Source organism: Candidatus Planktophila sulfonica, assembly GCF_002288065.1.
Lineage (GTDB): Bacteria > Actinomycetota > Actinomycetes > Nanopelagicales > Nanopelagicaceae > Planktophila > Planktophila sulfonica.
In genome coordinates this window covers 1-25,689 of record NZ_CP016773.1, presented here as the reverse complement: position 1 = coordinate 25,689, position 25,689 = coordinate 1, and the positions used below count along the sequence as shown (strand labels likewise).

The 25,689-nt window shown below is 48.5% G+C and carries 21 protein-coding genes; 5 read left to right on the top strand and 16 right to left on the bottom strand.

Annotation, left to right across the window (positions count from 1 at the left end; translation table 11 throughout):
- Positions 1 to 2: 2 nt before the first annotated feature.
- From galE to A1sIA56_RS00095, 3 genes are read right to left on the bottom strand one after another with little or no spacing between them, the layout of a single operon-like run.
- The gene (gene galE, locus A1sIA56_RS00105; RefSeq protein ID WP_095672945.1) at positions 3 to 971 is read right to left on the bottom strand and encodes a UDP-glucose 4-epimerase GalE; all 969 of its coding nucleotides are present in this window, start codon (positions 969 to 971) and stop codon (positions 3 to 5) included.
- 25 nt (positions 972 to 996) lie between these two features.
- A complete protein-coding gene (topA, locus tag A1sIA56_RS00100; RefSeq protein ID WP_095672944.1) occupies positions 997 to 3,759 on the bottom strand; it encodes a type I DNA topoisomerase in 2,763 nt (920 codons plus the stop codon).
- 21 nt (positions 3,760 to 3,780) lie between these two features.
- A complete protein-coding gene (locus A1sIA56_RS00095) occupies positions 3,781 to 6,066 on the bottom strand; it encodes a sodium-translocating pyrophosphatase (RefSeq protein ID WP_095672943.1) in 2,286 nt (761 codons plus the stop codon).
- Positions 6,067 to 6,201: 135 nt separating this feature from the next.
- On the opposite strand from A1sIA56_RS00095, the gene A1sIA56_RS00090 reads away from it, so the two are divergent.
- Positions 6,202 to 7,575 (top strand): GH1 family beta-glucosidase, encoded by a 1,374-nt coding sequence (locus A1sIA56_RS00090; protein ID WP_095672942.1) that lies wholly within the window; start codon positions 6,202 to 6,204, stop codon positions 7,573 to 7,575.
- A 1-nt stretch (position 7,576) separates the two neighbouring features.
- Here the strand turns inward: A1sIA56_RS00090 and A1sIA56_RS00085 are convergent, their stop codons facing one another.
- From A1sIA56_RS00085 to A1sIA56_RS00075, 3 genes are all read right to left on the bottom strand, one after another.
- Entirely contained in the window at positions 7,577 to 8,518 is a 942-nt protein-coding gene (locus tag A1sIA56_RS00085; RefSeq protein ID WP_095672941.1) for a carbohydrate ABC transporter permease, read from the bottom strand.
- A 2-nt stretch (positions 8,519 to 8,520) separates the two neighbouring features.
- Positions 8,521 to 9,504, bottom strand: a complete 984-nt coding sequence (locus tag A1sIA56_RS00080; protein ID WP_095672940.1) for a carbohydrate ABC transporter permease — start codon at positions 9,502 to 9,504, stop codon at positions 8,521 to 8,523.
- A gap of 135 nt (positions 9,505 to 9,639) precedes the next feature.
- Entirely contained in the window at positions 9,640 to 10,938 is a 1,299-nt protein-coding gene (locus tag A1sIA56_RS00075) for an ABC transporter substrate-binding protein (RefSeq protein ID WP_095672939.1), read from the bottom strand.
- 256 nt (positions 10,939 to 11,194) lie between these two features.
- On the opposite strand from A1sIA56_RS00075, the gene A1sIA56_RS00070 reads away from it, so the two are divergent.
- A complete protein-coding gene (locus tag A1sIA56_RS00070) occupies positions 11,195 to 12,196 on the top strand; it encodes a LacI family DNA-binding transcriptional regulator (protein ID WP_095672938.1) in 1,002 nt (333 codons plus the stop codon).
- Here A1sIA56_RS00070 and A1sIA56_RS00065 read toward each other — a convergent pair.
- The gene (locus tag A1sIA56_RS00065; protein ID WP_095672937.1) at positions 12,159 to 13,433 is read right to left on the bottom strand and encodes a glycoside hydrolase family 32 protein; all 1,275 of its coding nucleotides are present in this window, start codon (positions 13,431 to 13,433) and stop codon (positions 12,159 to 12,161) included. The two genes, A1sIA56_RS00070 and A1sIA56_RS00065, sit on opposite strands and share 38 nt — an antisense overlap.
- A gap of 50 nt (positions 13,434 to 13,483) precedes the next feature.
- On the opposite strand from A1sIA56_RS00065, the gene A1sIA56_RS00060 reads away from it, so the two are divergent.
- Entirely contained in the window at positions 13,484 to 14,134 is a 651-nt protein-coding gene (locus tag A1sIA56_RS00060; RefSeq protein ID WP_095672936.1) for a DedA family protein, read from the top strand.
- A 3-nt stretch (positions 14,135 to 14,137) separates the two neighbouring features.
- On the opposite strand, the gene pyrE is transcribed toward A1sIA56_RS00060, so the two are convergent.
- Entirely contained in the window at positions 14,138 to 14,671 is a 534-nt protein-coding gene (pyrE, locus tag A1sIA56_RS00055; protein WP_095672935.1) for an orotate phosphoribosyltransferase, read from the bottom strand.
- A 44-nt stretch (positions 14,672 to 14,715) separates the two neighbouring features.
- Here pyrE and A1sIA56_RS00050 point away from each other — a divergent pair, with 44 nt between their 5' ends.
- Positions 14,716 to 16,014, top strand: a complete 1,299-nt coding sequence (locus tag A1sIA56_RS00050; protein WP_095672934.1) for a DUF1800 domain-containing protein — start codon at positions 14,716 to 14,718, stop codon at positions 16,012 to 16,014.
- Between the two features lie 8 nt (positions 16,015 to 16,022).
- Positions 16,023 to 17,258 carry a DUF1501 domain-containing protein gene (locus tag A1sIA56_RS00045; protein ID WP_095672933.1) on the top strand — a complete coding sequence of 412 codons (1,236 nt, stop codon included), beginning with the start codon at positions 16,023 to 16,025 and terminating at the stop codon, positions 17,256 to 17,258.
- On the opposite strand, the gene A1sIA56_RS00040 is transcribed toward A1sIA56_RS00045, so the two are convergent.
- From A1sIA56_RS00040 to dnaA, 8 genes are all read right to left on the bottom strand, one after another.
- Positions 17,255 to 17,647 carry a heat shock protein transcriptional repressor HspR gene (locus tag A1sIA56_RS00040; protein WP_095672932.1) on the bottom strand — a complete coding sequence of 131 codons (393 nt, stop codon included), beginning with the start codon at positions 17,645 to 17,647 and terminating at the stop codon, positions 17,255 to 17,257. The genes A1sIA56_RS00045 and A1sIA56_RS00040 overlap by 4 nt on opposite strands.
- A complete protein-coding gene (locus A1sIA56_RS00035; RefSeq protein ID WP_095672931.1) occupies positions 17,644 to 18,573 on the bottom strand; it encodes a DnaJ C-terminal domain-containing protein in 930 nt (309 codons plus the stop codon). The genes A1sIA56_RS00040 and A1sIA56_RS00035 overlap by 4 nt, the downstream gene beginning before the upstream one ends.
- A 3-nt stretch (positions 18,574 to 18,576) precedes the next feature.
- Positions 18,577 to 19,044, bottom strand: coding sequence for a nucleotide exchange factor GrpE (grpE, locus tag A1sIA56_RS00030; protein ID WP_420021864.1), 468 nt, complete (start codon positions 19,042 to 19,044; stop codon positions 18,577 to 18,579).
- Between the two features lie 85 nt (positions 19,045 to 19,129).
- Positions 19,130 to 20,965, bottom strand: coding sequence for a molecular chaperone DnaK (gene dnaK / locus A1sIA56_RS00025; RefSeq protein ID WP_095672929.1), 1,836 nt, complete (start codon positions 20,963 to 20,965; stop codon positions 19,130 to 19,132).
- A gap of 220 nt (positions 20,966 to 21,185) precedes the next feature.
- Positions 21,186 to 21,638: a DciA family protein gene (locus A1sIA56_RS00020; RefSeq protein WP_095672928.1), complete on the bottom strand. Its 453-nt coding sequence runs from the start codon at positions 21,636 to 21,638 to the stop codon at positions 21,186 to 21,188.
- Positions 21,635 to 22,720, bottom strand: coding sequence for a DNA replication/repair protein RecF (recF, locus tag A1sIA56_RS00015; protein ID WP_095672927.1), 1,086 nt, complete (start codon positions 22,718 to 22,720; stop codon positions 21,635 to 21,637). Before recF ends, A1sIA56_RS00020 begins: the two co-directional genes overlap by 4 nt.
- A 12-nt stretch (positions 22,721 to 22,732) precedes the next feature.
- Positions 22,733 to 23,863 carry a DNA polymerase III subunit beta gene (dnaN, locus tag A1sIA56_RS00010; RefSeq protein WP_095672926.1) on the bottom strand — a complete coding sequence of 377 codons (1,131 nt, stop codon included), beginning with the start codon at positions 23,861 to 23,863 and terminating at the stop codon, positions 22,733 to 22,735.
- 358 nt (positions 23,864 to 24,221) lie between these two features.
- Complete coding sequence (gene dnaA, locus A1sIA56_RS00005; protein ID WP_095672925.1) at positions 24,222 to 25,625, bottom strand: chromosomal replication initiator protein DnaA; 1,404 nt, start codon at positions 25,623 to 25,625, stop codon at positions 24,222 to 24,224.
- Between the last annotated feature and the right edge of the window lie 64 nt (positions 25,626 to 25,689).

Here is a 25,689-nt window from a genome sequence, read left to right as displayed (position 1 = left end):
CTCTAAAAGAGGCTGCGGACGCTCTCCTCAAGTGAGTATTGCGAGGTAAAGCCCATCGCTAACTTGGCGAGGTTGATATCTGCACAGAGGAAAGCTGGGTCGCCTGCGCGACGTTCGACTTCGTTGACCTTGGTGTCGCCCTTGTTGGTGGCTTCAAGTACGAGCTTGATGATCTCGCGCACTGATGCGCCGCGGCCGGTGCCGATATTCATTGCGGGTGGAAGTTTGGTTGTGGCATTGGCTGCAGCTAAATGTGCGCGGGCGATATCGCGGACATCGACGTAGTCGCGGATACATGTGCCATCGGGAGTTGGGTAATCGGTTCCGAAGATTGTTGGTGCTTCACCTTTGTTGAGTTTGCCAAGAACGATTGGGACAAGGTTTTCTACTGAGTTATCGAGAAGTTCTGGGGCAGCAGCTCCTACGACGTTGAAGAAGCGAAGTGATGTTCCGTGATTTCCCTCTAGGTTGATGAAGTCGGTGACTTTTGACTCTGCTTGGTACTTAGAATCACCGTAAGGAGAGATTGGTTTCTTGTCGCCATCTTCTTTGCAGGGATCCATTGAATCTGGGCTGCCGTAGACAGCTGCAGTGGATGAGAAGATAAATTTCTTAACACCGTTGCGCTTTGCGATTTCAAGGAGTTCTGTTGTGGCATCGAGGTTTACTTCGAAGTACTCATCTGGCTTTTCCATAGATTCACCGACTGCTTTGAGTGCTGCGGTGTGGACGATGCCATCAATCTTGTGGGTGCGGATTACGCTTTCGATCTCGTTGTAATCGCGTATATCGGCTTTGATCAGTGGGATTTCGACGTTGTGCTTTGCGCGCAGGTAGACGATGCGGGATTCAAGGCCCTGGTAGAGCGAGTCATAGATGACGACGTTCTTGCCGTTGCGGATGAATTCATCAGCGATATGTGTGCCGATGTATCCAGCGCCTCCGGTAAGTAACCACGTCTCTTGAGTCATGAGTGGAGTCTACTTGGCGAAGTAGTTAAGCCTTCTTCGCTTTTCCTGTGGCTTTCTTGGCGGCTTTCTTCTTTGTTGCTGCTTTCTTTACGGTGTTCTTTGTAAGAGTTGGGGCAGCATCTCCTGGCTTTACCTTGGCTGCCTTTTTGCGTGACTTTTTAGGTGTTGGGCCGTTTTCTGCTTCCCATGCGCGGCGGCCTGCAAGGAGTTCGAGTCCGCGTTCGAGAGTCATAGCCTCTAACGTGTCACCGCGACGAAGCGTTGCATTGGTTTCACTATCGGTGACATACATACCGAAGCGACCATCTTTAATGATGACTTGTTTTTCACTGCCTGGATCCACGCCGAGTTCTTTCAGTGGAGGCTTTGCAACACCGCGGCGGCGTTCCTTTGGCTTTGAGTAAATCTCAAGTGCCTCATCGAGGTTAATAGAAAAGAGTTGGTCTTCAGATGTGAGTGTGCGTGAATCTGCGCCGGCCTTGAGATACGGACCGTAGCGGCCGTTCTGCACGGTGATTTCATCTCCTGCGCTGTTGGTGCCAAGTACGCGCGGAAGAGATAAGAGTTTGAGTGCATCATCGAGTGTGATGGTGTCGAGGTTCATGGTGGAAAGCAGGGATGCTGTCTTTGGTTTTGGTGCATCGGCTTTCTTGCGCTTCTTCTTTGGTTCGCCCTTATCGTTAAGTTCGACAGGTTCTTCAGGGAAGATTTCAGTGATGTATGGGCCGAAGCGTCCTGACTTTGCAACGACTTCAAAGTTTGTCTTTGGGTCTACGCCGAGTTCGCGTTCACCTGATGGAGCTGCAAGAAGTTCGATTGCTTTCTCAAGAGTGAGTTCATCGGGTGCAAGGTTTTCAGGAATGTTGGCGAGCTTGCGATCTTGATCAGGGATGTTCTCTTGTAGATACGCACCGTAGCGACCAACGCGGATTTCGATGGTGTCAGATAAATTCATTGTGTTGGTGGCGCGCGCATCAATAACGCCTAGGTCGAGTGCGAGTTCGTTAAGTCCTGGTTGGCCATCGACGCCGTAGTAGAAATCGCGCAGCCAATCGACGCGGCCTGCTTCACCGGATGCAATCTTGTCGAGATCTTCTTCCATTGAGGCTGTGAAGTCGTAATCCACAAGCTTGGTGAAGTGGGTTTCAAGCAAGCCTGTCACTGAGAATGCGAGGAAGGTTGGAACAAGTGCGCGGCCGCGTTTATAGACATAGCCGCGATCTTGAATGGTTTGAATGATGGATGCGAATGTTGAAGGGCGACCGATACCGAGTTCTTCTAACTTTTTAACGAGAGTTGGTTCGGTGTAACGCGCAGGTGGCTTGGTGTCGTGGCCTTCGCAAGAGTATTCATCGACCTTTACTGATTGACCAACAGTCATTGCAGGCAAGCGACGGTCTTCTGATTCTTCATCCTTGTTTTCATCAGTTGCGATGTCATCGTATGCAGCTAAAAAACCTGGGAAGGTAATGACTGAACCGTTGGCACGGAAGATTGTCTCTTTCTTATCTGCGGTTTGTGCATCGAAGTCGACGCGCATCTGCATCTTCTTGGCATCAGCCATTTGGGAAGCAACGGTGCGCTTCCAGATGAGGTCATATAGTGCGAATTCATCACGTGAAAGTTCGGGTGCTAATTCACCAGGGGTCTTGAAGACATCTCCTGCTGGGCGAATTGCTTCGTGCGCTTCTTGTGCGTTCTTAGATTTACCTTGGTAAAGGCGCGCGGTTTCGTAGACGTGATCTTTTCCGTAGAGCGAAGTTGCGGCCGCGCGTGCAGCTTTGATTGCTTGATCAGATAAGTTGATTGAGTCTGTACGCATGTAGGTGATGTAACCGTTTTCGTACAAACGTTGTGCAATACGCATAGTGATTTGTGCGCCCCAACCAAGTCGTGAACCCGCGTCCTGTTGCATTGTTGATGTAGTAAATGGTGGCTTAGGACGTTCGGTGCGTGGGCTTTCTTCCATCGACTTAACGGTCAGTGGTGTGTTCTTTAAGCTTTCAGTAAGAGCTGTTGCTTGCTTTTCATCAAGCAAGAGAATGTCTTTAAGTGACTTCTCTTTAACTGCGCCATCTGCGCCGAAGTCAGCGGTGGAGGCTACTTTCTTGCCATCTACTGAAAGCAGTCGTGCAGTAAAGCCAAGCTCTGTCTTTGCATTGAGATCCCACCAAGAAGATGAGATGAAGGCCATGCGTTCGCGTTCTTTTTCAACGATGAGGCGTGTGGCAACAGATTGAACGCGCCCTGCTGAAATGCGTGGCATAACTTTCTTCCACAATACTGGTGAAAGTCGGTAACCATAGAGACGGTCTAGTACACGACGTGTTTCTTGTGCATCAATGAGGTTGTAATCAAGGTCGCGAGTGTTTTCGACAGCTGCCTTGATTGCCTCTTCGGTGATCTCGTTAAAGACCATGCGCTTAATGGGAATCTTTGGCTGTAGTACTTCAACGAGGTGCCAGGCGATTGCTTCGCCTTCGCGGTCTTCGTCAGTTGCAAGAAGGATCTCTTCAGCGTCCTTCATCAACTCCTTAAGCTCGGCAACTTTCGCCTTCTTGTCGGGGTTAATGACATATAAAGGTGCGAAATCATTTTCGATATCGACGCCTTCTTTGGACCAAGCGAGCTTCTTTACCTCTTTAGGGATATCAGCTGCGCGCTGCGGCAGATCGCGAATATGACCGACGCTAGCCTCGACGATGAAACCATCGCCGAGGTAGCCGCCAATTTTGCGTGCCTTCGCTGGTGATTCAACGATCACCAGCTTCTTGAGATCTTTTGCCATTGGTTGGGGAAGTGCCTTGGCTTAGTAGTCGATAGTTGTCGATTGACGACGGTTGCGAATAAGAGCTCCGATAATCACAACAACTGCAACTGCTGCAATAAGCAGTGACTTCGTTGATTGTGTTGGAAGTGCGAAGCTAACAATCGCAGGTGTAATCAAGAGACCAACAAGGTTCATCACCTTGATAAGTGGGTTGATTGCAGGGCCTGCTGTGTCCTTAAATGGATCTCCGACAGTGTCACCAACAACTGTTGCTGCGTGGGCATCTGTGCCCTTGCCGCCGTGTTGTCCATCTTCAACCATCTTCTTTGCGTTATCCCAAGCTCCGCCTGAGTTTGAAAGGAAGACAGCCATCAAAGTACCTGTACCGATTGCACCTGCAAGGTATGCACCGAGTGCGCCAACGCCGAGACCGAAGCCAACTGCGATTGGTGCCATCACTGCAAGAAGTCCTGGAGTTACGAGTTCACGTAGTGAGTCGCGAGTACAGATATCGACAACGCGGCCGTACTCAGGCTTTTCTGTGCCCTTCATGATTCCTGGGTGAAGCTTGAACTGGTTACGAACTTCAACAACAACTGCACCCGCTGCGCGTGATACTGCGTTGATTGCAAGTCCTGAGAAGAGGAATACAACTGCTGCACCGATAATCAAACCGACGAGGTTGCGAGGAGATGCGATATCAAGAACGCCTTGGTATTCGAGAGCAACTGTTGTGCCTTCGCCAACTGCCTTGATAACTGCTTCCTTGATTGCATCGGTGAATGCGCCGAACAACGCAGTTGCTGCAAGAACAGCTGTCGCGATTGCGATTCCCTTAGTGATTGCCTTAGTTGTATTACCAACTGCATCAAGTGAAGTAAGAATCTGTGCGCCTTCGCCCTTAACGTCGCCTGACATTTCTGCAATGCCTTGTGCGTTATCTGAGATTGGGCCGAATGTATCCATCGCAACGATGACGCCTACTGTTGTAAGCAAGCCAGTTCCTGCGAGTGCGATTGCGAAGAGTGACAAGACAACTGATCCGCCACCGAGCAAGAATGCACCGAATACTGCTGCTGCGATAAGAAGTGCTGAGTACACAGCTGATTCGAAACCGACTGAGATACCAGCGAGAATTACTGTTGCCGCACCTGTCTGAGATGAGGCTGCTACATCGTTTACTGGGCGCTTGCCGGTTTCAGTAAAGAAGCCTGTAAGTACCTGAATTGCTGCGGCAAGAACGATTCCGATGATTACTGCACCGAATGCGAGAACGCGTGGGTTGATATTGCCAGCTTCTTCAAGAACTGTTGGTGAGTAGTTTGTAAGCAAGTTGAACTTACCTGGAAGGTAGGTAAATGTTGCTAGGCCTGTAAGACCTGCAGAGATAATTGCTGACATAAAGAATGAGCGGTTAATTGCGCTCATTGCTGACTTATCTGTTGAACGCAAACGAGTTGCGAAGATTCCGATAACAGCTGTGATGATTCCGATTGCAGGAACGATCAGTGGGTAGATAAGACCTTCGTTACCGAATGCAGCCTTACCCAAAATGAGTGCTGCAACGAGTGTTACTGCATATGACTCGAAGAGGTCTGCAGCCATACCAGCGCAGTCACCGACGTTATCGCCAACGTTATCTGCAATTGTTGCAGGGTTACGTGGGTCATCTTCTGGAATACCTTTTTCAACTTTACCGACAAGGTCTGCTCCGACGTCAGCTGCCTTTGTGAAGATACCGCCGCCGACGCGCATAAACATCGCGAGCATTGCAGCACCGAAACCGAAACCTTCGAGAACAACTGGTGCGTTCTCGCGGAAGAGAATTACAACGAGGGATGCACCAACAAGTCCGAGACCAACAGTTGTCATACCGACAACGCCGCCTGTGCGGAATGCGATCTGAACTGCCTTGCTGCCATCCTTCTGACGAGCAGCTTCTGCGACGCGAACGTTTGCGCGTACTGCGAGCCACATGCCGTTATATCCAACGAGTGCAGAGAAACCTGCGCCAAGGAGGAAGAAGACAGAGCGACCAACGCGAAGTGCGGTGGTGTCAGCTGGGAGTGCGAGTAGGAGGAAGAAGACGATTCCTACGAAATATGAAAGTGTGCGGAACTGGCGGGCAAGGTATGCCGCAGCGCCTTCTTGGACAGCTTCAGCGATCTCGCGCATCTTGTCTGTTCCGTCGCTTGCAGCCAAGACTTGCTGGCGAAGAGCGAAGGCGATTCCGAGTGCGCCGAGGGCGACTGCGAGAACCACATAGGTGATGTTGAGATTTGAACCGGTTACTTGCACGGTCGATAGGGCAGCAGAAGCTGTCATGTTTTCTCCTCCATTGGAGAGTCAGGGCGCCCCAAGTTGAGGGAGAGGCGCGCAGGCTCTGCGAAGTTTAGGGTCTGGAGGGGGCTTTTTAGCAAATCTATACATATTTATTACATGTGAAAGTACGCTCACTCCATGGCCACTTTTCCAAAGGACTTTATCTGGGGCGCTGCGACCTCCAGCTATCAAATCGAGGGCGCAGCTTATGAAGATGGCCGCGGGCTTTCGATCTGGGACACATTCTGTAAGACGCCGGGCAAGGTAGCCAACGGCGATACAGGCGATGTCGCCAATGATCACTATCACCGCTATCTCGAAGATATCGCGCTGATGAAGGAACTTGGTCTTAAGTCATACCGATTCTCATTCGCATGGCCTCGTATGTTTCCAAACGGCGATGGCGTCCGCGAAGAACGTGGTTTCGCTTTCTACGATCGTTTAATCGATGCGTTGCTTGAAGCAGGAATCGAACCGCTTGCAACTTTGTATCACTGGGATTTGCCACAGACTCTGCAAGATAAGGGTGGCTGGACAAACCGCGAAATCGTGAAAGCTTTTGCAGATTACTCAACTGCAGTCGTTGAACACTTTGGTGATCGCGTAAAGAAGTGGACACCGATTAACGAACCGTGGGTAGTTTCATGGCTTGGCTATGGAATTGGAATTCACGCACCAGGTGTGAAGGATCGCAAGTCCGCATTTGCGGCAGCGCACCACACTGTCTTGGCACATGTTGCATCAACGAATGCGATGCGTGCTGTGCGTAGCGATATTTTGACTGGTCCGGTACTAAACCAGACTAACTTCCGTGCTGATGATATGAACGATCCAGTTCAGCGCCATGCATATGAAGTAAGTGATGCCCACTTGAATACATTCTGGATGGATGCATTTATGAAGGGTAAATATCCACAGATCTTGCTCGATGAATTTGGTGACGAACTCGGTGAAGTTATCAAGCCAGGCGATCTTGAATCAGCAACAGTGAAGAATGACTTTATTGGAATTAACTATTACTTCGATAACTTCATTCATGCATCAAAGGGTGAGCCGATGCAGTGGCATTCAATCGCCGGTCTCTTTGAACTCGATATTGATGAAGCAGCACCAGGTGATCTAACGGATATGGGTTGGCCACAAACTCCAGAAGGTATTAGGGATCTCTTGATGCGTTGGCATAAAGAATATGGAAGCGCTCTTCCTGATCTTTACATCACCGAAAACGGCGCAGCATTTGATGAAGGAATTAGTGAAGATGGAAAGTGCCACGATCAGCGACGTGTGAATTACTTACAAGCTCACCTTGCAGCACTTGCCGAAGCAATCGCAGAAGGTGCGCCACTTAAGGGTTATTACGAGTGGTCACTGATGGATAACTTCGAATGGGCGCTCGGATACGAGAAGCGTTTTGGGATCGTGCACGTTGATTTCGATACGCAGAAGCGCACCATTAAGGATTCTGGTTACTGGTACAAGGATGTCATCGCCAATAACGGCGCTGACGTTTAAATCAGCTTTTAACAGAACCTGCAAGGAGTCCGCGGACGAAGTAGCGCTGTAGCGAGAAGAAGACGATCAACGGAATGATGATCGAGAACAACGCTGCAGGCGCAACGTTCTCCCACTTAGAACCAAGTGAACCACCGAGGTTTGCAAGGTGAAGAGTCAGTGGTGCAACGTCATCTGTTCCGCCTGCGAATACGAGAGCTACAAGCAAGTCATTCCAGATCCATAGGAACTGGAAGATTGCAATCGATGCAACTGCAGGAAGTGAAAGTGGAAGAACAATCTTGCGGAAGACTTCGAAGTGATTCGCTCCGTCGACGCGCGCTGCTTCAAGAAGCTCGCGAGGAAGTGCTGAAACGAAGTTGTGAAGTAAGTATGTAACAAGTGGAAGACCGAACATCACGTGTGGGAACCAGACAGCAGCCAAAGTTCCGACGATTCCAAGTGGTGGAATGATTTGTGTTCCACCGATTTGAACACCTGTTGCGAAGAATGTAAGAAGTGGCAAGAGTGAAAGCTGTAGTGGAACACCTTGCAGTGCAAAGAGTGAGTAGAAGACCTGGTTGCTAAAGCGGAATGGAATCCAGGCAAGTGCATATGCAGCCATGAGTCCGAATCCAACAGAGAGAACAACTGCAGGAATTGTGATTGCTAGTGAGTTCACTGCAAAAGGAATCATTCCTTCTGAACCGAGCGAGCCGCCACCTGTAAGCAGAACTGCGCGGAAGTTATCGAGAGTAAATGTTGGATTGCTAAATGATGTCCACCAACCAGAAGAGAGAATGTCTTCCTTGGTGCGGAAAGATGTAACGACAAGTCCAAGAGTTGGAACTGTCCACAAAAGCGCGATCACAGTCACGACCGCTGATGCGATCGGTGAGGTGAATGGCTTGGTGCCGTGCTCGGCTAGGAGCGGCTTATTTCGCTTCAAAGATACTTTGGCCATGGTTAGTGCTTCCGTTCTGCGCGAATAGAGCGGATGTTGTAATAAGTAATAGGTAGAACGCCCAAGAAAATCAGGATTGCGAGCGTAGATCCGCGGCCGTTGTTGAGATAGACGAAGTGCTCATCGAACATACGGTTTGAGAGCACATCGGTCTTGAAGTTTCCGCCGGTCATCGTGTGGATGACGTCGAAGAGCTTGAGCGTGCCGACCATGGCGGTTGTAAGAACAACGATGATGGTGGTTTTAACCATTGGCACAGTAACTGTGCGGAAAAGCGTGAATCCTGAAGCGCCATCGAGCTGGGCTGCTTCTTCGATATCTGAAGGAATGTTCTTAATAGCCGCAGACAAGATCACCATGCCGAAGCCGGTTGTTCCCCAGATGTAAACGGCCATAAGGAACAAGTTGTTCCATGGTGACCACAACAGAAGGTGCTGCAGAGGAATTCCAAGTGACTTCATGATCTGGCCGACGAGACCTGTCTGATTTACCTCAGGCTCTTGATATTGGTACATCAAGTTCCAGATAAGTGAACCCCCAACGAATGAGATTGCCATCGGCATAAAGATCAGTGACTTAGCGAGTGCTTCGCGCTTCATCTTGTTGAGCATTGTTGCAAGACCCAAGCCAAGTGCTGTTACGACAATTGGCGAGATGATGATCCAAAGCATTGTGTTACGGAATGCAAGGAGAATGTCTGGATCTTGGAAAGCGCGTGTGTAGTTTGCAAAGCCAACCCATTGTGAAGAGTCAGCGTTCTTAAATGATTCGATAAAAGTTTGAATTGCAGGAATTCCAAGACCGATAGCGGCGAGGATTAGTGCAGGTACTAAGAAGAGTGAGAGTGCAAGAATGTTTTGTTTCTTGCCTTGAACGCGTGCTCCAGCTGCGAATGCGACCCCGTAGAAACCGAAGAAGATAGCGAGCACTGCGAGGATCTGAAGAATTTTCGGACCAGAGCTGTTGAGCAAACTTGACCATGTCATTTTCGTTTACATCCTTTCAGCTCGGTAAAGATTAATTAGGTGGTGATTATCTAAGAAGAGACCGGGGCCCACAAGGTGTGGACCCCGGCATCTTTACTTCTTATTGCTTAACTGCAATGAGCTATTGGTAATTAATTACCAGTTAGCGTCGATTGAAGATGCAACTTCCTTCATTGACTTACCTTCTGCGTAGAACTTGGTCATTTCCTTCCAGAAAGCACCGTTTACTGCAGTTGGCATCAAGTCAGATGCGTCGAACACGATTGCGCCAGACTTGTTCTGAAGCTGTGCTGCGACAACCTTAAGAACTGGATCTGAGTATGAAGATAGTGGGATACCAGTGTTAGCTGATGTCCATCCGCCTGCCTTCGCGCGCTCAATGCCGTATACAGGTGAAGATAGGTAATCCTGGACGAATCCAACTTCCTTCTTCTTTGAGAATGCGACTGGGAACTCTCCGCCACCCATGATTGGCTTACCAAACTTAGAGTTTGTAGCTGGGAGGTAGAACGCATCTGCGTCACCTGCAGGACCGAATGTTGTTCCTGCTGGGAACATTGATGAGTAGAAAGATGCCTGCTGCAACATGCCGCAAGTACCGTTCTTAAGTCCTGGAACGCCTGCATCCTGGAACTTACGTGTTGCTACAGACTTGAGATCGCCAACCTGTGACTTTGTTCCGAGCCAAGCAGCTACCTTGTTCATTGCACCAAGAATTTCTGGTGATGAGAACTTGAGCTTGCCTTGCCACCACTGGTTGTACTTCTTTGGACCCTGTTCGCGAAGAACCATCTGCTCGATCCAGTCAGTTGCTGGCCAACCTGTAGCTGCACCTGATTCGATTCCTGCACACCATGGGTTTGCTCCAGCCTTTTCGAACTTAGCTGCAACAGCTTCCATTTCCTTCCATGTATCTGGAATTGAAACGCCAAGCTTCTTGAACTGTGCTGGTGAGTACCAAACGAGTGACTTTGAAGATGCGCCGAATGGTGCACCGTAGATACGTCCGTTGATTGTTGTAAATGATGCCCAAGCTGGGTTGTAGTAGTTAGAAAGGTTTGCGCGAGTTGCAGCTGAAATTGGGACAGCCTTACCTGTTGCGACCATTGTTGATACCAAACCTGGCTGAGGAATGATTGCGAGGTCAGGTGCGTTTCCGCCCTTAACACGTACTGGGAGAAGAGTTTCGAACTGGTCTGTGCCTTCGTAAGCAATCTTGATGCCTGTGCACTTTGTGAACTCAGCGAAGATCTTTTCCATTACTGAAGCTTCAGGGTCACGGATACCAGCGAAAATCTTTACTGTTCCTGTTCCCTTCCACTTTGAATATTCGTCACAGCCAGCAGCTGATGCTGATGTTGCTGTGAAAGTAGTTGCTACGAGTGAAAGAACTGCAACAGCAGCTCCAACAAGTAGACCCTTTTTCTTTAGCATGTGGATACCTTTTCTATTGAGGGTGTAGCGGCTTTGGGGACAGGCCTTGAGCCGCGAACGTGGGGCAACGTTATTGCTAATGGCTTGCAGGTCGCTAGCGCGCGGGGCGGAAGGTAATAAAAGCGTTATAAACGGTACGGGGCGCTGGTTTCCACGCTCAAAGTGCGGGGGTGGGCTATCTAAAAAGGGGGTCTCGGGGGTATCTTTTGCAGAGGTTTTGCAGAAATTTGCAGTCGGCTAGCGAAAGGGTGGGTAGATGGCTGGAGTCGTCGAAATCGCCGAAAAGGCTGGGGTTTCACCGGCCACGGTTTCTCGCGCACTTCGAGGGCTGCACCACGTTAATGAAGCAACGCGATCAAAGATTGTTGCAGCTGCGATGGAACTTAATTATCCATTGCGTTCAGATTTAATTCCGCGCGAATTAATTCAGCGCACAAATCGAATCGGTGTCATCGCTCCGTATTTATCACGTTGGTATTTTGCTGAAGCGATTAATGGAATTGAACAAAGTTTACGCGAAGCTGGAATGGATTTGCTTCTCTATAACTTTTCTCAAGTTGAAGCGCGTCAAAGAATTTTCCAACATAAGCAGTTGCGCGGAAAAGTTGATGCGCTCATTGTAATCAGCATGCCTCCGACAGATGAAGAGTTTGAATCGCTACTTAGTTTAGGAATCCCAATCACAACAATTGGTTTCATTCACGAAGGTTGTACAAGTGTTGCAATCGACGACGTGATGGGTGGGCGCGTTGCAACAAAACACTTAATTGATTTGGGTCATCGCGAGATTGCGGTTCTATCTGGCCAGCGCGAAACTGCTTATAACTTTGATGTCTCAGATAATCGCACCAAAGGTTTTATTGAAGTGCTCAATGAAGTTGGCGCTGAATGGAATCCTGATTTTGAAATCCGTGGCGACTTTAATATCTACACCGCAGAGATTGCTATGGAAGCTTTCTTGCAGAGGAAGAAGTTGCCGACTGCGCTCTTCTGTCATTCAGATGAAATGGCGTTCGGTGCGCTAAAAGCTATTCGCAAGAAAGGCTTGCGCGTTCCTGAAGATATGTCAGTGATTGGCTTTGATGATCACTTGATTGCACAGTATGTGGGTTTAACAACTGTTGCGCAGCCGCCTCAATTTGAAGGACAGGTTGCTGCAGCTGCAGCTATCTCTGAAATCGCTCACCCAGTAAGTGAGCATAAGAATATTTTGGTTCCGCTTAGCCTTGTTGTTCGCGATACAACTGCTGCAATTTAAGGTTATTCACTTCGCCAATTGTTTCGACATAGTGCAGCGAAGTATCAACAAGCACAAGGTTTGTGAAACAGACGGTAGAACCAGCGGCAAAAACCTCGATTGAGCCCCGATCCACAATGACTCTGAAGTCGACCTCGCTCGCTGGTGCGGGGACTTCTTGCACCAGTGGCGCTGCTATTTCATTCCAGGCATTGGATGTATCGGCATAAATCTTTCCGTTGCGAACGCCGATTTCGGCAAAACGTTCAGGTGTTTCATGAATACGGATCGCGCCACCGCTTGTTGTGAATGAAACTTCTGGGAACCCGCCTGGTTTTTCGATAGGTATCTGCACCAATGTATTTGCCTGCAAAGAAAGTTCTCGCGGAATTGTCATCGCACTTCGCCATGGGTCTGTTGGAACCTTCACTGCGTAATCCCAGTTGCTCATCCATCCCAGAAAGATTCGTTTGTTATCTGGTGCGTTTGAGAATGTGACACCCGCATAGTTATCGCGGCCGTAATCAATCCAGCGAGTCTGCACATCATCTGCGATAAATTCTTTACTGTTCCACTGACCGACAAAATACTGTGTTCCTGAACCGATCTGGAATCCACCTGGGTTGAGCGAAACAATCAATACCCATTTATCGCCGAGTTGAAATAGATCGGGGCATTCCCAGATTCCGCCGACTTCAGCTGCAGGGCCAAAGTCACTTAAGTGTGTCCACTCTTTTAAGTTAGGGGATGCATAGAAAGAGATTTTAAATTCTTGCGGCAGCGCCAGAGTCATAATCCATTGGCCATCAATCCAGCTCACTTTCGGATCGCGGAAGTTAGGAAGGTTGATATCAAGAACAGGATTACCTTCGTACTTGGTAAATGTCAGACCTTCATCGACGCTATATGCCAAACATTGTGATTGATTGCTTTCATCGTTTTGATGTTCTGTATAAATAGCAACAATCGGTGGATTCTCTGTAGTTCCAAGACCTGAAGTGTTGTTGTAATCAACAACAGCACTTCCAGAAAAGATTCCAGATGTTGGTGTGCAATTAATTGCAACAGGTAACTCTTGCCATGAGTAAAGATCAGTACTGACTGCATGTCCCCACGACATATTTCCCCAGACATTTGCCTGCGGGTTATGTTGGAAAAAGAGGTGATATTTGCCTTTGTAATAGAGCAACCCATTGGGGTCATTCATCCAATTGCGCGCAGGTGTGAAGTGAAACTGTGGGCGATATTTTTCATTCATTAGCTCGCCATTGGGATGAATATTCACGGCCGTTACCTTATCCTCGAGTCATGAACATTGCTGCAAACCTCTTTGATGCCCATTCGATCGTTGGCGACCTTGGGCTTATCGGTGTCTTGGCAATCATCTTTGCAGAAACTGGTTTGTTGGTAGGCCTAGCATTTCCTGGCGATTCACTTCTCTTTATCGCAGGTGTTGCAGCCTCTGGTTCGGGCGCTGCCATCTTGGGTGGAGCTTCCCTTGATCCAGTTGCACTCTTTATTGGTGCTCCTATCGTTGCCGTTATTGGTTCGCAGGTTGGTTATTGGTTCGGTGCAAAATACGGGCGCAAGTTATTTAGCCGTCCTGATGGTCGCTTCTTCACGCAATCAAAGGTTGAAGCAACTGAGAAGTGGCTGAACAAGTACGGCACTGGAAAAGCGTTGGTGTTAGCTCGTTTTATTCCATTTGTTCGCACGCTGATTAATCCACTTGCTGGCATTGTTGGTGTTCCTGCAAAGAAATTTATGTTCTGGAATGTTCTGGGCGCAATTATCTGGACGCAAGGAATTATTGGTCTGGGTTATTTGCTCGGTGAAAAGCTGGAAGGTTCAGTAGATAAGTATCTTCTGCCGGTTGTGGGGCTCATTATTATTGTGAGCGTCGTACCTGTTGCAATCGAATTCTTCCGCGAGTGGAGTACTCGCAAGCATCACTCGTAAGTCTTACAGACCTAAATCTTCGAGCGAGTAAGCGGCGTAGTACTTGTAGCCTGCATCAAGAATTGCCTGCTTTGCACCGCGTTCGACTATAACTGCAACGCCAACAACAATTGCGCCTGCTTCAAGAAGTGCTTCGACAGCGGTAAGAACTGATCCACCTGTTGTAGAAGTATCTTCAACAGCTAAGACTCTCTTGCCTTTTACATCTGGACCTTCGATGCGGCGCTGAAGTCCGTGTGCCTTTTCAGCCTTACGAACTACAAAAGAATCAATCTTTTTGCCGTTGCGGGCAGCCACATGCATCATCGCTGTGGCAACAGGGTCTGCGCCCAAGGTAAGTCCGCCCACTGCGTCGTAATCAAGGCCCTTGGTCAGATCGAGCATTACTTCGCCAACAAGGGGCGCTGCGACGTGGTCAAGAGTTACGCGGCGAAGATCGACGTAGTAATCGGCTTCCTTGCCTGAAGACAAGATGACTTTGCCGTGGACAACAGCCTTGTTAAGAATTTGTTCTCGGAGAAGTTCCTTTGAATTCATGCCCGAACCTTACCTCGCTCAACTAGTGGGGCTACTGTCGAGACATGAACACGAAGCGGATGGAGATTGCTCGACTTCACCAACGCTTTGGCTTTGGGCCTCGTCCTGGCGAATTCGCAGCATCACTCAAGATGGGCGTTGAAAAATCTCGCAGCGCTCTGACCACTATTCCTGCAAGTGACCCGGGCGCAGATGCAATCGCTGAACCTGTACTTACTGATTTAGGGCCGCGCCCGAAGCCGAACTCTGCAGATGTAGTTCCTTTCGCTTTGGGAATGCGTAATCAATCCGAAAAGTTATCGCTGTGGTGGCTCGATCGCATGGCGCTGAGCAACCATGGACTTTCAGAGAAGATGACTTGGTTCTGGCATGGGCACTGGGCGACTTCCATTACCAAAGTTGATTATCCGCTCACCATGTTTAAGCAGAATCAAACGCTTCGAAAGTATGCGCTTGGTAATTTCAATGAGATGTCTCGTGCCATGCTCAATGATGGCGCTCTGCAATTTTGGTTAGATGGGCAAGACAGCACCGCCAAAGCACCTAACGAAAATTTAGCTCGCGAATTGATGGAGTTATTTATTCTGGGTGTTGATCGATACACCGAAGATGATGTGAAAGCTCTGGCAAAAGTTCTGACTGGTTACCAGGTTGTGAAGAGCAATGGCACAGTTACATTTAATCCGAAGCGCCACGATTCAAGCGCGGTTACTCTCCTTGGCACAAATAGAGTTTTTACAGGCGAAAGCGTCGTTGACTATTTGGTTGCTCGCGATGATTGTCCAAAATTTATTGCAGAGCGTTTCTGGTATCGCTTTATTTCTAGCACTGAACCAATGCCAGCTAATTTCTCGGCGGTTAAAGCGCTTTCATCACGGAATATTTCACAAGGCGTCCTTGCTATGACTAACGATTCTGCGCTGAAGGATGCGCGGTTTGCACTAGTGAAATCGCCAGTCGAATGGTTTATCTCTGCATGTCGCGCACTTGAATTAACCCCATCGCTTCTTGAAAAGCCTGCGCAGTTAAATGGCTTCCTCAATAAATTGGGGCAGATTCCGTTCTCGCCCCCCAATGTTGGTGGTTGGCCAGCAGGTGAAGCGTGGCTTTCATCAGCTAGCGCTCAGTATCGAATCTCTTTTGCCACATGGTTGGTTAAACAGAGTTCTCTTCGCGGGCTACTAGAAATTTCTGAAGATCGCCGCGTTATGCAGAGCGCTGATTGGTTAGGTGTTGCTGAATGGAGCGCCCGCACACAGGCAGCGCTGCGTAATTCAGTTTCTAATCCGCAAGAGTTTGCAGTGCTTGCACTCTGTAGCCCTGAATATGTAGTGAGTGCATAGGAGCCGCCATGGATACAGTAACCAGACGTAAATTCTTAACAATGACAGCAGGTGCTGTTGCGGCGGGTGCAATTGCACCGATTTTAAGTGTTGATGAAATTGCAGCTGCCGCAGTAAGTCGCCCACTTCCTTCCGGCACTCCAATTCTTGTCATGCTCACCTTGTATGGCGGTAACGATGGTTTGAATACCGTTATTCCATATAAGGATCCGATTTATTTTGCATCGCGTCCTGAGATTTCTTATAAACCCGAAACTGTTCTTCCACTTGATGCTGAACTGGCCCTCAATCCCGCAATGAAGAGTTTGAAAGTTTTGTGGGACCAGAAGAAGGTTGCGATCATTCGTGGTGTTGGTTATCCAAATCCTGACCGCTCACACTTTTCATCGATGGCGAAGTGGCAGACAGCTTCTCCTGCAAAACACATAAACACTGGTTGGTTGGGTCGCTGGATAGATTCGCAGGCAGAAGATTCAATGTTGGCAATCTCTCTAGGTTCGGTTCTGCCTCCGCTCTTTGCCGGTGCGAAGCGTTCAGGATCAGTATTACCACTTGGTGGTTTGGTAATTCCTAAGGGAAGTGTTGGTGTGAATTGCCAGCAGCTTTCAAAGGTTTCTCGTAACGATTCAGCGTTAATGGCAGCAGCTGCAACCTCAATGCGTAATCTCTTTACAGTTTCAACTACGGTGCAACCAATCTTGAAAGCACCTGCGCCAGTTAATCCTGATCTTCCAACTGTTAATGGTGGAAATGCGGGTGGTGATAGCAATTTGGCGCAACAGCTTGATGTTGTGGCAAAGCTGATTGCAGCCGGTTCGCCTACTCGTGTCTGGTCTGTCTCTCTCGGTGGTTTCGATACCCATGCCAATGAGGCCAATGCGCAGGCTGAGTTGCTTGGTGTTGTATCTGATTCGATTGCGCGCTTTATGGGGCAGATGAAATCCACTTCAAGGGCGGCCGATGTCACGATGGTTGTTTATAGCGAATTTGGCCGCCGCGTCATTGGAAATGGCTCACAAGGAACAGATCATGGAACTTCGGGACCAATGTTTGTTATTGGTGACAAGGTAAATGGTGGCTTCTACGGAGATCAACCATCACTGAAGAATTTGATTAATGGAGACCTAGCGGTGACAACAGACTTTAGAGATGTCTATGCAACCGTATTAGAAAGTATTTTGAAATCACCTGCGGAACAAACCTTAGGGACTTGGAAGGGTCGCACAAACTTTATAAAGAGTTAGTTCTCATCTTTGTAAATGATGACATCGGACTTCTTACGTGTTGGCAATCCCTTTGGTGGGTTCTGCTCAATCAGTGCATCAACTTCGATGCGTAGTTTTGCGACTTCAACAGCCATGTTTGCCATTGCTGTCTCAAGTTCGATGATCCGCTTAATGCCGGCGTGGTTGATTCCTTCGCCGACTAATCGCTGCACCATACGAAGCGATGCAATGTCGCGAAGTGAATAACGACGATTACGGCCGACTGTGCGATCTGGTGAAACTAAACCTAGGCGGTCGTATTGGCGAAGAGTTTGTGGATGCAGACCAGAAAGTTCTGCAGCAACTGAAATTACATAAAGTCCTGCATCGTCGTCAGGATGCTCTTCGTGTGGCAAGTCCTTTGTCATGACTTTGCCTTAGTAACAAACTCTGCACGGATATCGTGATCTGAAGTTGCCGCTGCAAATGCCTTGATTGCATCAATAGCTTTTCCTTCAACCCGACGAGGAACCTGTACTTCAACGGTGACAAGTAGGTCGCCAACAATTGCGCCTTTCTTAATGCCGCGGCCTTTAACGCGAAGCACACGGCCTGTTGGTGTTCCTGCAGCTAAACGAACAGTGACATCATCACCAGAAAGTGTCGGGACTTTAATGTCTGCGCCAAGTGCAGCCTCTGCAAATGTAACAGGAAGGGTTAATAACAAGTTCTCACCTTTGCGAGAAAAAGTAGCGTGGGGCTTTACTTCTAGCTCAATGAAGAGATCACCGGGTCCTGCCTCTCCCGGTGCACCTTTTCCTTTAACGCGAATCTTTGCGCCATCATTAACACCAGCAGGAACACGTGCAGAAATTGTCTGCGATCCGTTTCCATCGGTATTAAGTTTCAAATCCAGTGTTGTACCGAAGACAGCTTCTTTAAATGTGATTGTTGCTTCGGTTTGTAAGTCGCTGCCTTTACGTGGCCCACGACGACCGCCGCCGCCAAATAAATTAGCGAAGATATCTTGTGGGTTTCCGCCACCGAAGATGTCGGAGAAATCTCCACCTTGGAAGTTCTGTCCTGCGCCACCTTGTGGTGCGCGGAATCCACCACGTTCAAAGTATGAACGGGCTTCATCGTATTCGGCGCGCTTCTTTGAATCAGACAAGATGTCGTAAGCCTCAGAGACAGCTTTGAACTTATCTTCCAAAGCGGTATCACCTTGATTTTTATCAGGGTGTAAATCTTTAGCTTTCAAACGGTAGGCGCTTTTAATTTCAGACTGGGTCGCCGTAGCCGTTACACCCAAGATTTTGTAGAAATCCTTCTCGTACAGGTCTTTAGCGGCCATTTTTTATTCTGGATCCGTCACTGCAACTCGCGCTGGGCGCAATATGCGTTCTTTGTACTTATATCCAGGCTGCAAGATCTTTGATGCAGTTGAAACCTTTACATCAGCAGATGTGTCATGGAGCAACGCTTCGTGGATCTGCGGATCAAACTCTTCGCCTTCAGTTCCGTACTTTTCGAGTCCGAAACGGTTGGTGATTGCTGAGATCTGATCTGCAACAGCCTTGAAGCCACCTGTAAGTTCGTTGTGGTCAGCCGCGCGGTCGATGTCATCGAGGGTTGCGAGAAGTTCAGTTAGTACTGAACCAATAGCGAGCTCGTGAGCAACTGCGCGGTCGCGTTCTACGCGCTTGCGATAGTTGGCATATTCAGCCTGAAGTCGTTGTAAATCAGCTGTGAGCGCTGCAACCGGGTCAGTCTCCTGAACCGGTGCAGCGTCGGCAGTTGTTTCAGACTCTTGAGACTCAATCAAAGCGTCATTTGCTTCGGTTGATTCTAAGTTTTCTGTAGTCACCTATTTATACCCATCCCAAATGCTCGACACTTTTGTGTCTCACTTAATTAGCTTCTTCCGCGTCGATAACTTCTGCATCTTCAACATGATCTTCAGATCCTGCTGATGCGCCTTCTGCCTGAGCAGATGCGTTCGCATACATCAGTGCACCAAGTGCCTGTGAGATTGTCGAAACCTTTTCAGTGTTTGACTTAATTGATTCGAAGTTAGCCCCACCAAGATCTGTCTTCAACGCAGCGAGTGCTTCATCGAGTTCAGCCTTCTTAGTTGCAGCTTCACCTTCGGTGAACTTATCTGCGTTATCGGTAAGGAACTTCTCTGTCTGGTAGACGAGTGAGTCACCTGTGTTGCGGATTTCTGCTTCTTCACGACGCTGCTTATCTTCATTTGCGTGTGCTTCGGCATCAGCCATCATCTTTGCGATCTCATCCTTAGATAGAGCTGAACCACCAGTGATGGTCATTCCCTGCTCTTTACCTGTTGCAAGATCCTTCGCAGATACATGAACGATTCCGTTTGCATCGATATCGAATGTAACTTCAACTTGTGGGACTCCGCGTGGAGCTGGTGCGATACCAGTGAGCTCAAACATTCCGAGCTTCTTGTTATATGCAGCCATCTCGCGCTCACCTTGGTAAGCCTGAATCTGAACAGCTGGCTGATTGTCATCAGCAGTTGTAAAGATTTCAGAACGCTTTGTAGGAATAGTTGTGTTGCGCTCGATCAACTTTGTCATAACTCCACCCTTGGTTTCGATACCAAGAGAAAGTGGTGTGACGTCGAGAAGCAATACATCCTTTACTTCGCCCTTAAGAACACCGGCTTGAAGTGATGCGCCAACTGCAACTACTTCATCAGGGTTTACGCCCTTATTTGGCTCTTTTCCGCCAGTTAATTCGCGAACCAAGTCAACGACAGCTGGCATACGAGTTGATCCACCAACGAGAACTACTGAGTGAATATTTGCAATTGGAATTCCAGCATCTTTAAGAACTGCTTGGAATGGCTTCTTGCATCGCTCGAGAAGATCTGCAGTCAATGACTGGAACTGTGCGCGAGTAATTGTTTCATCTAAGAACAATGGGTTCTTCTCTGAATCAACTGTGATGTATGGAAGGTTGATAGTTGCTGATTGTGAAGATGAAAGTTCGATCTTCGCTTTTTCAGCAGCTTCGCGGATACGCTGCATTGCCATCTTGTCTTTTGTAAGGTCGATGCCATTTGCAGATCCGAATGTCTTTACGAGGTGATCAACAAGTGATTGATCCCAGTCATCGCCACCGAGGTTGTTATCACCGTTGGTTGCTTTAACTTCTACAACACCGTCGCCGATTTCAAGGAGTGAAACGTCGAATGTTCCGCCACCAAGGTCGAATACGAGAATTGTCTGTTCTTGATCTGCCTTATCGAGTCCGTATGCAAGTGCTGCTGCAGTTGGCTCGTTGATAATACGAAGAACGTTGAGGCCCGCGATTTCGCCAGCTTCTTTTGTTGCTTGGCGCTGTGCATCGTTGAAGTAAGCAGGAACTGTAATTACAGCATCCGTTACTGTCTCTCCGAGATACGCCTCTGCATCGCGCTTTAGCTTTTGTAGAACGCGCGCTGAAATTTCTTGTGGTGTGTACTTCTTACCGTCGATATCCATCGTCCAGTTGGTACCCATGTGACGTTTAACGGAACGAATTGTGCGTTCGACGTTTGTCACTGACTGACGCTTTGCAACTTCACCGACGAGAACTTCGCCATTCTTTGCGAATGCGACGATCGATGGGGTTGTGCGAGCGCCTTCCGCATTTGCAATAACCGTTGGTTCTCCACCTTCGAGTACTGATACGCAGCTATTTGTTGTTCCTAAGTCGATTCCGACTGCTCTAGCCATTGTGTTGCTCCTTCGCTGAATCTGTTTCTTCTCTCAAGCCAATCTGGGTTGAGGCTCGTAACCTGAGTCGATTCTACGCAAAGAGTTGAGTCGAGGCGACTCAGGTTTACATAGGGTGTAACTATGGCTGCTGCGGATTTATTCCACAGGAAGGCTACGCAAAACTGGTTGCTTCGCGCCCAACTTTTGCTTTCAGCCTTCCTTGCTACATAAATCCTTTTTAGCCGTATGTATCCCTGGGGCCGCGCCCGTTGGAGATTGTTCTTAAGCCGCGCTTCCAGGATGGAGCCTGGGGGCCGATGAAGTCGAGGGATTCAACCAAGGCGCCTGGTGCGCTTGAGCGGATCTTCTCGAGCAGTGATGGACCGACGAGGTTGAGCTGGGTGGCCCAGGCGGTTGATGAGCATTGCACCAGAAGGCGCCCGTCGAGCATGGATAAAGGTGTGGTGTGTTGGCTGATTTCAGGGCCGACGACTTGAGCCCAGGTGGCGAACAAGGTTCCTTCGGCGAGGCCGGAATCCCAATCGCGCTGCTGAATCAGGTCACTAAGAACATTGGCAATCAGGGTTGGGTCGCCGGGGGTTTGGGTGCGCTCTTCGATGACCTTCTTCTTTTTGGTGAATCCGGTTTTATAACTTTGGAAGAGGTCGTGGGCGAGATCGCGCTTACTCATCTCTTCGCCTCCCCTGGAGCCACATAGAACTTGGTTGATAGTAACTCGGCGGGTAAATCGCTTTCAACAGCTGCAGTAATAAAAGTTTGTTCGGCCATCTGTGTAACCGAAGTTAATTGTTGGCGGCGCGCAGTGTCGAGCTCGGCGAAGATATCGTCGAGAATTAAAACAGGTTCTGCGCCTTCTGATTTAAGTAAGTTATATGAACCGATACGCAATGAGATCGCCATCGACCAGGATTCTCCGTGGCTGGCATAACCTTTTGCAGGAAAGTCACCGAGTTGTAAATGTAAGTCGTCGCGGTGTGGGCCGATCAATGAAACACCACGTTCTTGTTCTTGTCGCGCAACTTCAATTTGTCGCGCAGTCAAGATTTCCACATTGTGTGTAACGTCTGCGGATAAGTTTTCTGTTGAAGATTTATATGAGATGGATGCGGGTTTCACTTCGTTGAGATTTTTGTAGTTTGCAGTGACATAAGGGTTTAAATCGTCAACTAATTTAATTCGTTCGGCCGATAGTTGTGCGCCGTATGTAATGAGTTGTTCTGTCCATGGAACTAAAGCGTTTTCCGGAGCGCGGGTTTTTAGCAAAGTGTTGCGCTGTTTTACAACACGCTCGTAATCAGAGATAACTCCAGCAAGGCGTGGTGATTGTGTAATCAAAAGTTTGTCTAAGAAATCGCGGCGGTGGGTTGGTTCGCCGCGAACTAAATCAAGATCTTCAGGGGAGAAGTAGATAATTTGCAGAGCGCCCAAAATTTCGCGCTGTGATTTAACTGGGTTGCTATTAAGTCGTGCACGGTTAGCTTTATTTGCGTTGATCTCAAGATCTACCTGCAGTGTGCGACCTTGGCTCTCAATTTCTGCGCGGATTATTGCTTGATCTGCACCTAGCGAGATAAGTGGTTGGTTATTTGAAACGCGATGTGAAGATAGGTAGGCGAGATAGATAAGGCTCTCGGCGATATTTGTTTTGCCGCTGCCGTTATTGCCGATAAATGTTGTGGGGCCGGCAGAAAATTCCAGCTCGAGGTTTTTATAGGAGCGGAAATTGGTCAGCGCTAGCCGAGTTACGCGCATATGGGTGCCTTGTTAAGAGGCGTAACGCATAGGCATCAACAGGTAGCGGTAGTTCTCGATGGATGCGCCGTTTGGTTCGGTGCGGCCGGTGAGGATCGCTGGTTTGTTGGAGCCGGTAAATGAGATCTGAACAAATGGTGTTCCGACCGCTTGGAGTCCGTCAGCTAAGAAGACAGGGTTAAAAGCGATTGAGATTGGTTCGCCGTTAAGTAGTACATCGATAGTTTCGGTTGCTTGCGCTTCTTCGCCAGCTCCTGCTTCAAGTGATACTCCTCCATCTTTAAATTCAAGACGTAGTGGAACAGTTTTATCTGTAACGAGCGCGACGCGGCGAACAGAGTCAAGGAATGGTGCAACTTCTACAACTGCAGTTGTTACTGAATCAGTTGGCAGCAAGTGGCGGTATGGAGGGAAGGTTCCATCCAACATACGTGAAGTCATTGTTTTACCATCGCCACTAAATCCTGCAAGGCGATCATTTGATGTTGTTGGTGCAAAAGAAAGTGAAACATTTTTTGAACCAATAAGTGATTTTGCAGCATCCGCTAATGTGCGAGCGCGCATGAGTGCTGATGTTGAGAAACCTGGTGTTGCTGGGTTCCAGTTAAATTCGCGAACTGCAAGGCGGTAGCGATCTGTTGCAGCAAGAGTGATTGTCTCTTCGGTGATTTCAACATGAACACCCGTAAGTGTTGGTAGTGAATCATCGCGCCCTGCAGCGATTGCAACCTGTGCAACTGCTGTTGCGAAAGTATCACTTGCAACTGTTCCAGTTGTTTCAGGAAGTTCAGGAAGATTTGGGTACTCAGAAAGTGAAAGTGTTGGCAGGGTAAATTTTGCAGAACCTGATGTCACTAATACTCGCGAGCCATCTAAAGTAATAGTGATTGGTTTATTTGGAAGGGAGCGACAGATTTCCGCAAGCAACTTTCCAGGAACTAACACTGCGCCTTTTTCAAAGATGTCTGCTTTAAAGTTTGCTTTAGAAGATGTTTCTAGGTCTGAACCGCTAAGGATTACTTCATCGCCGGTTGCATCAATCTTGATTCCGAGGAGCTCAGTTTTAATAGGGCGCGTGGAGAGGCTTCGAGAAACCCAATTCACTCCATCTGTTAGAGAATTTTGATCAACAGTAAATTTCACGCCGTAGCCCTCAGATCCATGTAGGTGTTTGTAGTAGTGGAAATCTAATGTGGAAGCGGTCCGCTTGGAAACGGGATTTGTATATATAAAGGTAGTAGTAGTAACCGCGGCGGAAAGCTGTGGAAATCGAGTAAAAGCGCTGGTCAGAGCCTTGATTTACCTGTGCAGTGCTGTGGGAAACGCCGAGCGAGCTGTGGGTAAAGATGTGTGGCGTCGTAGCCATCCCTACCCTCCGATCTCCTTGTGTGCTTATCAACTGCGATTACCCACATAAATAGCGCCAATATCCACAGTTATCCACAGGTTATCCCCATCTGGGGGTAAAGAGGGTGAAAACGGACAAAACCGCTTTCTAAGGCTATTTAGTCTGCTGCTTAATGCGGGTGGTCAACTCATTGACCTGGTTATAGATCGAGCGGCGCTCAGCCATGAGCTCGCGGATCTTTCGGTCGGCATGCATCACAGTGGTGTGATCGCGGCCGCCAAATGTCTGGCCGATCTTCGGTAGTGAAAGTTCAGTGAGCTCGCGGCAGAGATACATCGCAATCTGGCGCGCATTTACCAGCGCGCGTGAACGAGATGTTCCACAAAGGTCATCAATGGTCAGGCTGTAATAAGCCGCGGTCTGAGCCATGATCGTTGGCGCAGTGATTTCAGAGTTAACTTCATTTGGAATCAAATCCTTCAAAACAATTTCAGCAAGGCCCATATCAACAACCTGGCGATTGAGGGATGCGAAAGCGGTAACGCGAATCAGCGCACCTTCGAGCTCGCGAATGTTGGTTGAAATCTTTGACGCGATAAATTCAAGAACATCATCGGGTGCGTTTAATTTATCTTGCGCAGCTTTCTTTCGAAGAATTGCAATACGGGTTTCAAGTTCAGGCGGCTGAATATCTGTAATCAAACCCCACTCGAATCGTGAACGTAAACGATCTTCAAGAGTTGTTAACTGCTTAGGTGGGCGGTCTGATGAAATAACTATTTGTTTATTAGCGTTATAGAGCGTATTGAAAGTGTGGAAGAACTCTTCCTGTGTACGTTCTTTATTCTCTAAGAATTGAATGTCATCGACGAGCAAGATGTCGAGGTCGCGATAACGACGCTGAAAAGCGGTTGCCTTATCGTCGCGGATTGAGTTAATAAAGTCGTTGGTAAATTCTTCAGAAGACACATAACGCACGCGGACATTGCCGTATAGCTCTTTTGCATATGCACCAATTGCGTGGAGCAAGTGAGTCTTACCCAAACCAGATTCGCCGTAGATGAAGAGCGGGTTGTATGCCTTTGCTGGCGCTTCAGCGACTGCAACTGCAGCAGCATGCGCGAATCGGTTTGATGCACCAATAACAAAAGTTTCGAAGATGTAGCGCGCATTGAGTTGTGAAGGTTCGTCAGATTTGCGAACGCTTTCATCTTCACGTCCTGTTCCCGGACGTGGTGCTGTGGTTTCAATCGCAACAGTTGGTGCCGGCAGATCTGCGAGTTCGATAGTTTCATCGACCATCACTGCGATATTTGCTTTCTCACCGAGCTCTTTTGTGAGCACTTCATTTACAACTGTGCGGAGGCGGGATTCGAGAACATCTTTTGCGAATGCATTGGGCGCTGCGACCAAGAGACTGGTGGCGCCACCTTCGTTTTGTAGAAGACCTAGGGGCTTAGTCATCGCTAAAAATGCGCGATGCTGAGGTTCGCCAGCCGAGACATGCTCGACGACTCGATCCCAGAGCTCGGTTAGCTCAACGCCAACTACTGCCATTTCAAACCCCCAGGTCTATCCACAAAGTTATCCACAGGCTGTGGTCTAAAGTAGGGGTTTAGCC